The organism is Capnocytophaga sp. oral taxon 323 (genome assembly GCF_001278825.1).
In the GTDB taxonomy this organism is placed as follows: Bacteria; Bacteroidota; Bacteroidia; order Flavobacteriales; family Flavobacteriaceae; genus Capnocytophaga; species Capnocytophaga ochracea.
The window spans coordinates 514,635-529,757 of record NZ_CP012589.1 but is presented as its reverse complement, the minus strand read 5'-3'; the positions used below and the strand labels follow the sequence as shown (position 1 = coordinate 529,757).

General features: G+C 37.8%; 12 protein-coding genes and 1 pseudogene. 6 read left to right on the top strand and 7 right to left on the bottom strand.

Translation table 11 applies throughout. The annotated features are described in order from the left end of the window. Nucleotides 1-122: 122 nt before the first annotated feature. Nucleotides 123-404, bottom strand: a complete 282-nt coding sequence (locus AM608_RS02310) for a GNAT family N-acetyltransferase (RefSeq protein WP_002672042.1) — start codon at nucleotides 402-404, stop codon at nucleotides 123-125. 209 nt (nucleotides 405-613) lie between these two features. Between AM608_RS02310 and AM608_RS02305 the strand changes: the two genes are divergently transcribed. Further along, a complete protein-coding gene (locus tag AM608_RS02305; RefSeq protein WP_009417152.1) occupies nucleotides 614-1,282 on the top strand; it encodes an alpha/beta fold hydrolase in 669 nt (222 codons plus the stop codon). A gap of 75 nt (nucleotides 1,283-1,357) precedes the next feature. Here the strand turns inward: AM608_RS02305 and AM608_RS12220 are convergent, their stop codons facing one another. Further along, nucleotides 1,358-1,522, bottom strand: coding sequence for a hypothetical protein (locus AM608_RS12220; RefSeq protein ID WP_172672739.1), 165 nt, complete (start codon nucleotides 1,520-1,522; stop codon nucleotides 1,358-1,360). 119 nt (nucleotides 1,523-1,641) lie between these two features. Between AM608_RS12220 and hemN the strand changes: the two genes are divergently transcribed. Both hemN and mscL read left to right on the top strand, forming a co-directional pair. Then, nucleotides 1,642-3,006, top strand: coding sequence for an oxygen-independent coproporphyrinogen III oxidase (gene hemN, locus AM608_RS02300; protein WP_053580635.1), 1,365 nt, complete (start codon nucleotides 1,642-1,644; stop codon nucleotides 3,004-3,006). A gap of 158 nt (nucleotides 3,007-3,164) precedes the next feature. Next, nucleotides 3,165-3,548 (top strand): large conductance mechanosensitive channel protein MscL, encoded by a 384-nt coding sequence (gene mscL / locus AM608_RS02295; protein WP_009417159.1) that lies wholly within the window; start codon nucleotides 3,165-3,167, stop codon nucleotides 3,546-3,548. 96 nt (nucleotides 3,549-3,644) lie between these two features. Here mscL and AM608_RS02290 read toward each other — a convergent pair whose 3' ends face one another. The 5 genes and pseudogenes from AM608_RS02290 to recQ all read right to left on the bottom strand — a co-directional run bounded on the left by AM608_RS02290 (nucleotide 3,645) and on the right by recQ (nucleotide 10,922). Next, on the bottom strand, nucleotides 3,645-4,544 hold the full coding sequence (locus AM608_RS02290; protein ID WP_053580634.1) for a NifU family protein: 900 nt from the start codon (nucleotides 4,542-4,544) through the stop codon (nucleotides 3,645-3,647). Nucleotides 4,545-4,570: 26 nt separating this feature from the next. Then, a pseudogene (locus tag AM608_RS02285) lies at nucleotides 4,571-5,205 on the bottom strand (viroplasmin family protein). An 88-nt stretch (nucleotides 5,206-5,293) separates the two neighbouring features. Beyond that, nucleotides 5,294-6,367 (bottom strand): peptide chain release factor 1, encoded by a 1,074-nt coding sequence (gene prfA, locus AM608_RS02280; RefSeq protein ID WP_053580633.1) that lies wholly within the window; start codon nucleotides 6,365-6,367, stop codon nucleotides 5,294-5,296. A 113-nt stretch (nucleotides 6,368-6,480) separates the two neighbouring features. Continuing rightward, nucleotides 6,481-8,064, bottom strand: coding sequence for a phosphoenolpyruvate carboxykinase (ATP) (pckA, locus tag AM608_RS02275; RefSeq protein WP_053580632.1), 1,584 nt, complete (start codon nucleotides 8,062-8,064; stop codon nucleotides 6,481-6,483). A 668-nt stretch (nucleotides 8,065-8,732) separates the two neighbouring features. Further along, nucleotides 8,733-10,922, bottom strand: coding sequence for a DNA helicase RecQ (gene recQ, locus AM608_RS02270; RefSeq protein ID WP_009419726.1), 2,190 nt, complete (start codon nucleotides 10,920-10,922; stop codon nucleotides 8,733-8,735). Between the two features lie 532 nt (nucleotides 10,923-11,454). Between recQ and gldF the strand changes: the two genes are divergently transcribed. From gldF to mnmA, 3 genes are read left to right on the top strand one after another with little or no spacing between them, the layout of a single operon-like run. Next, the gene (gene gldF, locus AM608_RS02265) at nucleotides 11,455-12,174 is read left to right on the top strand and encodes a gliding motility-associated ABC transporter permease subunit GldF (protein ID WP_053580631.1); all 720 of its coding nucleotides are present in this window, start codon (nucleotides 11,455-11,457) and stop codon (nucleotides 12,172-12,174) included. Next, nucleotides 12,171-13,859 carry a gliding motility-associated ABC transporter substrate-binding protein GldG gene (gene gldG / locus AM608_RS02260; protein WP_053580630.1) on the top strand — a complete coding sequence of 563 codons (1,689 nt, stop codon included), beginning with the start codon at nucleotides 12,171-12,173 and terminating at the stop codon, nucleotides 13,857-13,859. Before gldF ends, gldG begins: the two co-directional genes overlap by 4 nt. A 1-nt stretch (nucleotide 13,860) precedes the next feature. After that, nucleotides 13,861-15,054 (top strand): tRNA 2-thiouridine(34) synthase MnmA, encoded by a 1,194-nt coding sequence (gene mnmA, locus AM608_RS02255; RefSeq protein WP_053580629.1) that lies wholly within the window; start codon nucleotides 13,861-13,863, stop codon nucleotides 15,052-15,054. The last annotated feature ends 69 nt before the right edge of the window (nucleotides 15,055-15,123 follow it).

Sequence of the window (15,123 nt, the reverse complement as noted above, 5' to 3'; positions counted from 1 at the left end):
GTAGGGGAGAGCCCTGCTCTTTTTGTTAGAGCGTATACCTTACATACTCTGCCCTCGCATACTTCATCTGTATATAATCAATCTAAAACGAAGTTTTTTAATTAACCGTTAATCATTAACTATTATATCCTAATACCAGCAGGAAGTATGTCTTTACACTCCTTATTGCGCTTAAAAAAAGCAATAGCCACAGGACAAACGGGCACCACTCTATATTTTTTCTCAGCTACTAAGGCTATTACCCCTTTAAAGAATTCATCAATGAGCGCTTCGTCCGTCGTTTCAGGTAGCAATGTTTTGGTAAAGAATATCTTACGTTCCTGAATAGCGTATTCTACAAAGGCAAGTTCACCGTTGATTTTGGCTTGGTATTGACGTGAAAATTCGCTGTCTATTACTTCCATTGTACTATGTTTTTAATTAGTAATATTCGTTATTTGACAAAAATGTTGTACTTTTGCTTCTATCTAGATAAGAGATAAGAAGTAAGAAATGAGCATTATACCTCATTCACATATCTAACTATCGTTAGTTTTTACTTTTTACCTATAACCTGTTACTCATTTAAAATTTGGTGCAAAGTTACTTATTTTTCGTAAAAAAGCAATATCAAATGAATATAAAAGATAATCTTTCTATTTATTTAATGCCTGGAATGGCTGCCAGCCCTAAGATTTTCGAGCGTTTGCAATTCCCCAACAATTTTCGTGTGCACTTACTCGACTGGATTACTCCTGAAAAAGAAGAAAGTTTAGCACACTATGCAGGACGTATTGCAGTAGCAATTACCGAGCCTTCTCCTGTGCTCTTAGGAGTGTCCTTTGGAGGAATTATTGTACAAGAGATAGCTAAGCAACTGAACGATTATCGAAAAATAGTCCTCATTTCCAGCGTAAAAACACAGTATGAACTACCTAAGAAAATGCTCTTGGCACGCTATACAAACCTGCATAAGCTATTGCCCACTCGTACTATCAGCGATTTGGAGTTTTGGAAAAGATTTTCTTTTTCTGAACTGATGACCAAACGAATAGCTCTATACGAGAAATATATAGGAATGCGCTCCCCTGCCTATCTCGATTGGTCAATAGACCGTATAGTGAATTGGCAACAAAAAGAACCTTTACCCCACACAGTCCACATTCACGGAGATAAAGATCCCGTTTTTCCTATTCAGTATATAAAAAATGCTATTGTAGTAAAAAATGGTACTCATATTATGATTATAAATCGGTATAAGTGGTTCAATGAAAACCTTTTAAATATATTGCAGTCAAATTAGAAAAGTACAAGATTAAAAGAGTCTTGCTATTTTTTCTGCAAACGAATCTAAACATAGATGTCTAATATTCAATATTCAAATAACTTTCCTTTGCCTTAGGTTCGTTATTCCTTCGTTCATAGTTCGTCTTTTGTTCGTTGTAGAGCCACTGTAGAGCCACTGTAGAGCCACTGTAGAGCCACTGTAGAACCTCTTGTTGTTCGTCTTATAATTATTCACCCGTGTAGCTTGTTCCGTCATTCGTACCTCGTCATTAGTTTGATATTATTGGTATTACGGTATTAGCGAATCTATATTTTTTTTCTTTTCTCTTTTCACTTTCCACTTTTTTTTATACCTTTGCCCCGTTTTTACAGAAAATGGCAATATCTCTCATTCAGAAATACAATGTAGCTGGACCTCGCTATACTAGCTATCCTACTGTTCCCTATTGGGATAGTAGTACTTTTTCTACTGAAAAATGGTTAGAGAGCTTACGAAAATCCTATGCTGAGAGCAATAGTACCGAAGGGATTAGCCTATACATTCATTTGCCTTTCTGTGAGAGTCTTTGTACTTTCTGTGGTTGTCATAAACGCATTACTAAGCGTCACGAAATGGAAGCCCCTTATATAGAGGCAATACTTAAAGAATGGCAGTTATACACTGATTTTTTGGAAGAACGCCCTCGTATTAAGGAAATACACTTAGGGGGAGGTACGCCTACCTTTTTTGAACCTTTGCAGTTGCGCCGTTTGATAGAAGGTATTTTTGAACGTGCTGATAAAGCTGATGCTCACGAATTTAGTTTTGAAGGTCATCCTAATAATACCACTGAAACTCACCTACAAACGCTTTACGACTTAGGTTTTAGGCGCGTGAGTTATGGTGTACAAGATTATTCGCTTAAGGTACAAAAAGCCATTCACCGCATTCAACCTTTTGAGAATGTACAGCGTGTTACCCAGCAAGCCAGAGCTATCGGCTATACCTCTGTAAGCCACGATTTGGTCTTTGGTTTGCCGTTTCAAACCTTAGACGATGTACTCTTCACCATTGATAGGAGTAACTCTCTTCGTCCCGACCGTATTGCTTTTTATAGCTATGCGCACGTACCTTGGATAAAAGGCAGTGGACAACGCGGTTTTAAAGATGAAGATGTGCCCACAGGTGAAGTAAAGCGAGAGCTGTATGAAGTAGGAAAACAATACTTATTGAAAGCAGGATATGCCGAGATAGGAATGGATCACTTTGCTTTACCTACTGATAGTATGTATAAGGCTTTCAAAAATCATCAATTACATCGCAACTTTATGGGCTATACAGCCTCCAAAACTCAAGTGATGATAGGCTTAGGAATGTCTTCTATCAGCGATAGTTGGTACGGTTTTGCCCAAAACGAGAAAGATTTAGATGCTTATTATGCACGTCTTGAGAAGAATGAAATACCCGTGTGTAAAGGGCATATTCTCAATAAAGAAGATTTAATTATTAGGCGTCATATCCTCAACTTGATGTGTCAGTTTACTACTTCTTGGAACGACGAATCTCTTCAGTTTCCTGAAATAACAGAAGTGATAGCACATCTCAAAGAGATGCAAAACGATGGTTTACTGCATATAGCAGGTAATCATATAGAAGTTCCCGATGAGGGAAAACCTTTTATTAGAAATATCTGTATGGCTTTCGATTTGCACTTACAACGCAAAATGCCTAATACCAAAATATTTAGTATGACTGTGTAAAGTTATACTTAACCATCATAGTGATTGAGTTTTTTAGTTAGTGATGAAAAGGGACAGTTGTGAAATTCGTCCCTTTTCTTTTTGTATTTCCGAAAAAAGTATTATTTTTGCCCCGAATTAAGTAACAAATTATTTTTATAAACTTAAAATGAATCATTATGGGATTTTTAAAAGAATTTAAAGAATTTGCCGTAAAAGGTAACGTAGTCGATTTAGCCATCGGGGTTATCATTGGGGCAGCTTTTGGTGCTATTGTATCATCATTAGTGTCTGATGTTATTACCCCTTTGTTATTAACACCTGCTTTGAAAGCTACGGGTGCTGAACACTTAGAAGGTTTGGTATGGAATGGAGTAGCTTATGGTAAGTTTCTTGCCGCTGTAATTAACTTCTTCTGTATTGCACTTGTATTGTTTATGCTTCTAAAAGGTATCAACAAGCTAAACAAACAGAAAAAAGAAGAAGAGGCTCCTGCTACACCAGCTGGTCCTACTCAAGAAGAGTTACTTACTGAGATTAGAGATTTATTGAAAAATAAATAAGAAGAATTTCGTGTAACCGCAACACTACACATTTCAAGAATTGTTTAACTAAACCACGCTCTACAAGGCGTGGTTATTTTATTTCAGAAAATGTTCTTATCCGTTAAGAGCGTTTACATTAATATAAGGATTTTGTAGCTTATCTTTTAAGATGACTTCAATTCCCTTTTTTAAGGTTAGGGTAGAGGAGGGGCAACCACTACAAGCTCCTTGCAGTATTACCTCTACGTAATGCGTTTCTGGATTGTACGAAATAAACTGAATATTTCCTCCGTCAGAGGCTACAGCAGGTTTTACAAACTCATCTATAATAGCTACAATTTGTTTTGATACCTCATCAGTAGTAACCATAGAGAGTAGTCGTTCTTGTGTTGCTTGCTGATGTCGTTTAATTTCAGAAGAAGAAATAAGCGTATGCCCTTCTGAAAGATAATTCTTAATGAATTCTCGTATATTAGGAGTAACCATTGCCCATTCTTTGTTATCTTTTTTAGTAACTGAAATATAGTTATCATCAAAAAATACCTCCTCAATAAAAGGAAACTGAGTGAAAAGAGCTTTAGCCATAGGAGCCTCATCAGTCTCTTTTATATGCTTATATTCTATAATAGTAGGAACAAGACGTTTATTGACGACAAACTTCATTACTGAAGGGTTAGGTGTTGTTTCAGTATATACGGAAATAACCTTCTTTTGTTCACCCTCAGTGTTTACAATTTCTCTCCCTGACTGTAAATAAAGCAATACTTGCTGTGCCACTTCTTCTTGTACATCTTTCCATTCTATAATTGGAAATCGTTTCAACGCAATAAAATTACTCGAGATATATACTGTCTTTACAAAAGGAAGGTAAAACAGCTCTTTTGCTAAGGGTGAGTTTTTAGCTTCATCAATATTTTTATACTCGTAACTACCTTTTACTAAGGCTTTATTCGCCTCCAATTTAATAATATCAGGACTGGAAGTAGGCTGTACAGATAGAGTAATATCAGTCATTTATTTTTTAGATTTAAGAAGAAAAGTTAAGAGTCTTTTCTACCAAAGTCCGCAGGATTTTCGCCCCACGCTTTGGTTTCCCATTTGAGAATACGATTAGGATAAGTATTTTCTTGTAGCCATTTTTCAGCACGAGTTATTAGTTCAAATATTTTTGCATTATCAGATGTCTTTCCAAGCTTAGTTTTACATACTTTTGTTGTACCCAGCGCATTGCTATTTCACTATCCGAATAGATAGGCATTGTAAGGTTGCGTTGTTTTAAGAAAGCCAAAGCGTGTACTATAGCCAAAAACTCCCCTATGTTATTGGTACCATCTTTCATAGGTGAAAGCCTAAAAATCTCGGCTTGTGTTTCAGTATCTACCCCCCGATATTCCATTATACCAGGGTTACCGCTACAAGCAGCATCTACCGCAATAGAAGGCAAAATAGGCTTCCCGATAAGTTTTAATGCATCTGATGAAAGTGCAGGCTCTTCTACCTTTTTACCTTTGTACGTTTCATAATTCCCTGCATAGGCTTTTTGTGCCATTTCTTCCGTAGGGAAACTTTTGTATTTAGCGTTCGGAAAATTATTAACAGCCTTCTTACATTCAGCCCACGAGGTAAAGACCCCCGTTTGGTGTCCCTCCCATACTACATAATACTTCTTTGCCATCTCACAAAATAAATAGGATTGCCAAAAAGAAAATAACAGCTACTATCGCTACAATAACAATATTGCTATTTTCTTTTTTAATAATAGTTTAAAAAACATCTCCTTCTTTTAGCTTCTCAGCATTTTCAGCCAATTGAAGTTCATCGATAAGACGTTGTACATCACCATTGATAACATTTTGCAAATCATAAAGGGTAAGACCTATACGGTGGTCGGTTACACGCCCTTGCGGATAGTTATAAGTGCGTATTTTAGCTGAGCGGTCACCGCTGGAAACCATTGATTTTCTACGAGCAGAATCAGCTTCCATCTTCTTTGCCAGCTCCATTTCGTACAAACGTGAACGCAATACTTTAAGTGCCTTTTCAAGATTCTTGTGTTGCGATTTCTCATCTTGGCAACGTACCTCAATGCCTGTAGGAATATGTTGCAACTGAATAGCCGAATAGGTTGTATTCACCGACTGCCCTCCGGGTCCCGTAGAAGTAGTACGAATGATTTTCACATCAGCCATATCAAGTTCCACATCAAATTCTTCTGCTTCTGGCAATACAATTACAGTTGCTGCCGAAGTGTGAACACGCCCTTGTGTCTCTGTTTGAGGCACTCGTTGTACACGATGTACTCCTGCTTCAAATTTTAAGGTACCATATACATTGTCACCCGTTACTTCAAAAATAATTTCTTTATACCCGCCAGCAGTTCCTTCATTAAAGTCCATTACTGAGGTACTCCAGCCTTTACTTTGGCAGTATTTGGTGTACATACGGTATAGGTCGCCTGCAAAGATTGAAGCCTCATCTCCACCTGTTCCTGCACGAATTTCCATTACGGCATTCTTAGCATCTTCGGGGTCTTTGGGGATAAGCATATACTTGATTTCTTCTTCTAACTGAGGCAAACGCTCTTTGCTTTCCTCTAATTGTAACTTTGCCATTTCCACCATTTCGGCATCGCTGCCATCAGCAATAATTTCCTCAGCTTCTTGCAAGTTTCTAGTTACGTTTATATACTCATCGCGCTTATCCATCAGCTCTTTAAGGTCTTTATATTCCTTGTTGAGCTGGATATAGCGCTTTTGGTCTGCAATAATATCAGGTTGAATGATTAAGTCCGAAACTTCGTCGAAACGTTGTTTTACGATATTTAATTTGTCGAGCATTTTTTATCTTTAAATTCTATTTGGGGTGCAAAAATAGTAATAATATTAGTAAAAAACAAAAATAAAAGGCTGTTCTTAAATGAACAGCCTTTTGAATATGGTTATCTAAATAATTACAATTTAGGAGCTCCAGCAAGGACGTCAGCACTTGCACCTTCAGCAAATTTTTTGTCTTTGAAGTTTTGTACAAATGATTCAGCCAATTCTTTGAGTTTAGCACTGAATTGTGCTTTGTCACTCCAAGTATTTTCTGGGTTCAAGATACTTTGGTCTGATACACCTTCACAAGATTGAGGTACTTTGAAGCCAAAGATAGGCAATTCTTTGTACTCAACATTGTTAAGTTTGCCGGTAAGAGCCGCAGTGATAAGAGCGCGGGTATCTTTCAAGCTACATCTTTTCATTTTACCGTTGTAACCAGTGTTTACCAACCATACGTTTACGCCAGTTTCTTTGATTTTTTCAGCCAAACGTTTACCGTATTCAGCTGGGTGAAGAGGCATAAAGGCAGCTCCAAAGCAAGCAGAGAAAGTTTTTTGAGGAGTAGTAATACCTACCTCAGTACCGGCAACTTTAGAAGTATAACCAGAAACAAATTGATAAGCAGCTTGTTCAGGAGTCAATTTAGAGATTGGAGGCAATACGCCGTAAGCATCGAAAGTAAGGAAGAAGATGTTTTTAGGATTGTGTCCTATAGAACCTGGCTGGATATTTGCGATGTGGTAAATAGGATAAGAAACACGAGTGTTTTCAGTGATATCAGTGCGAGAGAAATCAACTACACCTTTATCGTCCATAATTACGTTTTCAAGGATAGCACCTTTCTTAATAGCTCCAAAGATTTCAGGTTCTTTTTCAGCAGTAAGGTCTACTACTTTAGCATAGCAACCACCTTCAAAGTTAAATACTGTATTTTCAGGAGTCCAACCGTGTTCGTCGTCACCAATTAAATGACGGTTAGGGTCAGCTGAAAGAGTAGTTTTACCAGTACCTGATAAGCCGAAGAAGATAGCAGTATCACCACCTTTACCTACGTTGGCTGAACAGTGCATTGGCATAGTGTTGCGGAACACAGGCAATTCAAAGTTCATAGCTGAGAAGATACCTTTTTTAATTTCTCCGGTATAACCTGTACCACCAATCAAAGCAATTTTTTTGGTGAAGTTCAAGATAGCGAAGTTAGCTTGGCGAGTACCATCTACAGCAGGGTCAGCTTCAAAACCAGGTGCATTTACTACCAACCAATCTTCTTTAAAAGAAGGAAGTTCGCTATCATCTATACGCAAGAACATATTGTAAGCGAAAAGGTTGCTCCAAGGAAGCTCAGTAATGGTACGAATGTTAGTACGGTATTTAGGATCTGCACAAACATAACCATCGTGAACGTAGATTTCTTTGTTAGATAAGTAAGCTACTACTTTTTCATATAGTTTGTCAAATTTTGCAGGTTCAAAAGGAATGTTAATACTTCCCCACCATACGCGATCTTTGGTGATATCATCTTTTACGATGAAACGGTCTTTAGGAGAACGCCCTGTAAATTTACCTGTGTTGATAGCAATAGCTCCTGAAGAAGCTTCAACGCCTAATTTTTTATCCAAAGTTTCTTGGTGTAATTCGTCAGCAGTTAACTGATAACGAACATTAGCGTTCTTAATTCCGTATTTATCAACGGAAAGTGTTTTTGGTTTACTCATAATGTCTTAAATTTGATATTAATTTAACAATTCTTTTTTATCTAATAGCAATATAAAATTGCCTCAATTTTTGAGAGGTCTCTCAAAAACCGGTGCAAATGTACAAATTAATTTTGATACTGAAAAATATTTTTTAATGTTTTTTTGAAGTTATTTTTACGAGTATTTATAACACTCTATGTACTCCTTATTTACCCGTATTTTCAAGCTTTAATAAAAGATTTTTAGGTTTTATAATAATGCTCTAAATCATCTTATCTTTACTTTATTTCCATTTATCTTTTGTTCATTCTTTATTTGCCTCTGTGGCTCGCACCATCATTTATTCGTCATCTATTCGTCTTTTCTCTATCTGCCCGTGCGGCTCGCACCGTCATTTGTTCGTCATTTGTTCGTCATTTGTTCGTCATTTGTTCGTCATTTGTTCGTCATTTGTTCGTCATTTGTTCGTCTTTTCGCTATCTGCCCGTGCGGCTCGCACCGTCATTTGTTCGTTATTTGTTTATCTGCCTGTGCGGCTCGCACCTGCCCGTGTGGCTCACACCTGCTTGTGTGGCTCACACCGTTTTCACTAAAAAAAGTGTCTGAGAAATTATAGCTAACTCTCAGACACTTTATTTAATCTAACTTACTTATTTTATTATAGGTTAAATGTAAAACTTCTCATATTAATTTGCTACTTCACTAATAAATTTCAATCGGTAGATTCTTAGTTCATCATCTTCGTAATCACCGGCAAACTCTTTAGAAGCTAATGATATTTTATCACTTTCAGCTTCCATAAAGTATTCGTGAAGCTCTTCTTGTTGCTCTTCATCAAAGATTTCATTCACCCAATAGTCAATATTCAGCTTGGTACCGCTGTATACTATTTGCTCCATTTCTTTGAGAAACTCATCCATTTCCAATCCTTTAGCTTGTGCGATGTCAGGCAATGGTAATTTGCGGTCTATATTCTGAATGATAAACAATTTCAAAGCTGAGTTAGACCCGGTAGTTTTTACTATTAAATCCTCAGCGCGCACAATGTCATTCTCTTCTACGTAACGCTCAATGAGCTTTACAAACTCACTACCATATTTCTTAGCCTTGCCTTCCCCTATACCGTGTACATTAGTAAGCTCTTGAATAGTAATAGGGTATTTAAGAGCCATATCTTCTAGCGAAGGGTCTTGGAATACCACAAATGGAGGTACCCCTTTTTGTTTGGCTACTTTCTTACGCAAATCTTTGAGCATTTCAAGAAGTACAGGGTCGGCTGCTACGGCATTAGCACTGTTGATATCTTCGGGTTCTTCTTCATAACTGTGGTCTTCAGTCATCATAAATGAAGGTACATCTTTTAAAAACTCTTTTCCTTTGTCGGTGATAAACATCACTCCGTAAGTTTCTATATCTTTACGTATGAGTCCGTTTACCATCACCTGACGGAGGAGTGCCATCCAGTAAGCATCGTCTTTTTCCTTCCCAATACCAAAGAACTCTTGTTCGTCAATACGGTGTGCTTTGATAATAGCACTCACTTTTCCAATAAGCGTATTTACAATCTCTTTAGCTTTAAATTTCTGTTTGGTAGCAATAATTACGTTTAGCAATTTCACCACATCGTCTTTGGCTTCTTTCTTTTCTTTAGGGAAACGTACATTATCGTCCATATTAGCACCTTCGCCATTCACCTCGTCAAACTCTTCACCAAAGTAATGTAAGATAAATTTACGGCGCGAACTAGACGTTTCGGCATAGGCTACAATATCTTGCAAGAGCGCTTGTCCTATTTCTTGCTCAGCTATAGGTTTGCCTATCATAAATTTTTCCAGCTTCTCTACATCTTTATAAGAATAGAAAGCTAAGCAATGCCCTTCACCACCATCGCGACCCGCACGTCCGGTTTCTTGATAGTAACTCTCTATACTTTTAGGAATATCGTGGTGAATTACAAAGCGCACATCGGGTTTGTCAATACCCATACCAAAAGCAATAGTTGCAACTACCACATCTACTTCTTCCATCAAGAACATATCTTGGTGTTTGGCGCGTGTTTTGGCATCTAATCCTGCGTGATAAGGCACTGCCGAAATGCCGTTTACTTGCAAGGTTTGCGCGAGGTCTTCCACCTTTTTACGGCTAAGACAGTATATAATCCCTGATTTTTTACTGTTCTGTTTCACAAAACGAATGATATCGGCATCTACATTTTTAGTTTTAGGGCGTACCTCGTAATACAAGTTTGGACGGTTGAACGACGACTTAAACACGTTAGCTTCCTGCATTCCTAAGTTCTTCAAAATATCTTCTTGTACCTTAGGAGTAGCCGTAGCAGTAAGCGCTACAATAGGTATATTACTGCCCAAACGCTCGATAATGGTTCTAATATTGCGGTACTCAGGACGGAAATCGTGTCCCCATTCCGAGATACAGTGCGCCTCATCTACCGCTACAAAGGAAATAGGTACTGTTTTGAGAAAGTTAGCATATTCCTCTTTGATAAGCGACTCGGGGGCGACGTATAGCAACTTAGTCTTGCCTGCACTGATGTCTTCCATTACCTCTCGAATTTCATTTTTAGTAAGCGAAGAGTTGAGCACGTGGGCAATACTATCGGTTGACGAAATACCACGCATAGCATCTACTTGGTTTTTCATCAAAGCGATAAGCGGAGAGATAACAATAGCAGTTCCCTCCAAGACTAAGGCAGGTAATTGGTAACACAATGATTTACCACCGCCTGTAGGCATAATAACAAAGGTGTTCTCTTTATTAATTACACTGGTAATAATTTCTTCTTGATGCCCTTTAAACGCTTCAAACCCAAAGTAGTGTTTCAGGGCATTGTGTAAATCATCTTTTGTCATTTCCATATTAAAAATTCTTCTGTTTTAGTGTTGAGTTTTTCTGTTATTACATTCAGTTTACAAATATACGACATTTTTATAAACCACAAAAATTTTTGATAAAAAAATATTGTCACACTTATAAATGTTCTTTTATAAAGCTACTAATGGGAAGCCTATATGCTCCCAAAATGCAAGCTTTGTCAGAACTTGACTTTTCTTGTAAATATGAAATTTTTTCATTCGATAAACTTAATTCTACGTGTTTAAAACGGCATTTAGAGGGTTAGGGGAGAAGGCGAAAAGAAAAAATACATCACTTATATTTTTTACTTTTACAATATTATAAAGGGAGTAAAGAGAATAAAATTTGCATTACATTTTTCACAATAAGAAACCAATACTCTTGAAAATATGATAATTGTTACTAACTTTTATTGCCCCCTATAGTGGTAATATCATATTATTTTTGTATTTTTGCACGCTGAAAAATCATTAAGAATAAAGATTATTGTTAAAGACTTTTTAAATCTCAAATTCTTACCTCTTAACTATAAAAATGTACGCACTATTCAAAAAAGAAATCCGTTATTTCTTCACTTCGCCCATTGGTTTTACTATCATTGGGCTCTTTATCGTACTCAACGGCTTGTTCCTATGGGTCTTTAAAACAGATTACAACATTTTCAATGCTGGTTTTGCCGATATGTTGCCTTTTTTTAGGCTTTCGTCTTGGGTTTTCGTCTTTTTAGTACCCGCCCTTACGATGAGAAGCATCTCAGAAGAGAAAAAAAGCGGTATGTTAGCCCTTTTGTTCACCAAACCGGTCAGCACCCTGCAAATGGTGCTCGGCAAGTACTTGGGTATTCTCTTCTTACTCTTTGTAATCCTTTTGCCGTCAACCCTGTACGTCTATATGGTATGGGTATTGGGCAACCCCGTAGGCAACTTAGATATAGCAGGCACTGTGGGGTCTTACATAGCCTTGTTTTTGCTGGTAGCCGCTTTTGCCTCAGTAGGCTTATGGGCGTCGTCTATAAGTAGTAACCAAATCATTTCCTTTGTGTTAGCGGCCTTTCTGTGCTTCTTTTTCTTCTTTGGTATCGACCAACTTATTGCCTTTGTAGCCCCCGAAGATTTTGGTGGGGTAGGCTTCCAAACGCATTTCGATGCTATCAGTAGGGGAGTGCTCGACACCCGAAATATCGTGTATTTCCTCTCTGTTATCTCATTTTTCATATATCTCACTACCTTATCACTCAAAGCCTACAAACGATGAAAAAACTCTTTCAAAACTCTATTAGCAACGTAGTTATAGCCTTAGTGTGCCTCCTTGCAATTAATTATATAGCCAAACAATGGCACACGCGGATAGACCTCACCCAAGACAAACGTTATACGCTCTCGGAGGTGAGCAAGAAAACACTTGCTAAAATACAGAATCCTATCGTGATTGATGTATTGCTCAAAGGAAATATCCCTACCGAATTTAAGAAATTACAGACTGAAACAATTCAGTTATTAGACGAGTATGCTGCTGTCAATAACAACATTATCGTCAATTTTGTAAACCCATTAGAAGGGGAGGAACACCCCGAAAGTGTGATTCAAGAACTGATAAATAATGGCTATCAGCCCTTGCAAATCACCCAAAATGAAGCGGGAAAATCTTCTATCGAGTATATTTTCCCTTGGGCAGTGATTAGCGATGGCAAGAAGAGTGAACGCGTGCGTCTCTTTGTAAACAAACTCGGCTCTACCGACCAAGAGCAGGTACAGAACTCAGTACAGAAATTGGAATACAATTTTACCGATGCGCTCTATAAATTTGCCTTAGATAAAAAGAAGAAAATCGCAGTGCTCAGAAGTAATGGTGCTTTGAAAGATATCTATATGGCCGACTTCCTCAAAACAGCGCGCGAATACTACTTTATAGCACCTTTCACCCTCGATTCAGTAGCTACCAATCCCGAGAAGACTCTACACGACCTCGAAAAATTCGATTTACTGCTCGTGCCTAAGCCTACTGAGCCTTTCACCGATGCCCAAAAGCAGGTCGTAGACCAGTATATAATGAATGGCGGTCGTGCTCTATGGCTGATTGACAATGTAGCGGTTTCCTTAGAAGATATGTACAAAACAGGTGGAATGACAATGGCAATGCCCGTCAATCTAAACCTTACCGATATGTTTTTCCAATATGGTTTCCGTATCAATTACACTTTGGTAAACGATTTGTACTTTTCTGAAATCATTGTAGCCACAGGCGATGGCTCTCAAACCCGTTATATGCCTATTCCTTGGGTGTATAATCCACTGGTGATTTCAGGCAATAATCACCTTATCAACAATCATTTAGATGCAGTGAGGTTTCAGTTTGCCAATAGCATCGATACGCTGAAAAACGGAGTGAAGAAAACAGTGCTTCTCGCCAGTTCACCTTTCTCAAAAGCCGATGGTACCCCTCGCGAAATCAATTTGCGCTTCGACCCCAATAACCAGAATAAAGAAGCCTATAAACACGGAAATATTCCCTTAGCAGTGCTTTTGGAAGGAGAGTTTAACTCAGTTTATAAAGATCGTATTCGCCCCATAAACCTCAAAGAAAAATCCGATAGAAGCAAGCCTACAAAAATGTTGGTAGTCGCCGATGGTGATATTATCAAAAACGATATAGATAGCAAAAATAACATCCCCTTAGAACTCGGTTTTGATAAATGGACAAGCAAATATTATGACAATAAATCCTTCTTGCAGAATGCTTTAAACTATCTTTTAGACGATACTGAGTTTTTGAGTTTGCGCAATAAGAAAGTTCAATTAGCCTTCTTAGACAAACAAAAAGTAGCTGAAAGTGTCAGCAGTTGGCAAATAAAAGTATTTGTGTATCCATTATTGCTTTTGATATTGGTAATGCTTTCAGTATTGTATTTTTATAGGAAGAAGAACATAAAGAAAGGATAAAATGAAAAGAGTAGTAGTAGGACTTAGCGGAGGGGTAGACAGTAGCGTAGCTGCCTATTTGTTAAAAGAACAAGGGTATGAAGTGATAGGCCTTTTTATGAAGAATTGGCACGATGATTCAGTTACTATTTCCGACGAATGTCCTTGGTTAGAAGATAGTAATGATGCGCTTTTAGTAGCCGAAAAGCTCGGTATTCCATTCCAAACAGTGGATATGAGTGAACCCTACAAAGCCCGTATTGTCGATTATATGTTCAATGAATACGAACACGGCAGAACGCCCAATCCCGATGTGTTATGTAATCGCGAAATCAAGTTTGATGTCTTTATGAAGCTTGCTCTTAGTTTGGGTGCCGATTACGTAGCAACGGGACACTATTGTCGCAAAGAAGAAATAGAGATAAAAGGTGAAAAAATCTACCGGTTACTATCGGGGAAAGATGAAAATAAAGACCAATCGTATTTCCTATGTCAGCTTTCACAAGACCAACTTAGTAAAGCACTTTTCCCTATTGGAGAATTGCAGAAATCGGAAGTGAGAGCCATTGCCAAAGCTCAAGATTTGATAACTGCTGATAAAAAAGATTCTCAGGGACTTTGCTTTGTAGGAAAAGTGCGTTTGCCCGAGTTCCTACAACAAAAATTACAACCCAAACAAGGCGATATTATTGAAATCTCCAATGATTGGAAAGGATATACTGACTTTGATATGCCACGCACTTTTGAAACTTATGAAGACGAATTGGAGTATTTGTCACAACGTTTTGTTTATCAACCTAAAGACGGTAAAAAAGTAGGTACTCATCAAGGAGCTCATTATTTCACCAAAGGGCAACGCAAAGGCTTAAATGTGGGAGGAACCAAAGAACCTTTGTTCATCATAGAAACTGATATCGAGAAGAATATCATCTATACAGGACAAGGACACACTCATCGCGGATTGTTCCGCAGTGCTTTGTTTATCGCAGCCCCTGATGAACATTGGATTCGCGAAGATTTGGCATTAAAAATATATGAATCGAAAGAGTTTATGGTACGTATACGCTATCGTCAGCCATTACAGAAAGCGGTTTTATATAAAGTCGAAAACGGTTTGTATATTCATTTTTCAGAACCTCAAAGTGCTGTTACTGAGGGACAATTTGCTGCCTGGTACAACGGAGATGAATTAGTGGGTAGCGGTGTTATTTCATAGAAAAAAAAACACCTATTTGTAAAATGGTTATAATGTATATTATGTCAAATAAAAGATAGGGAAAAAGAT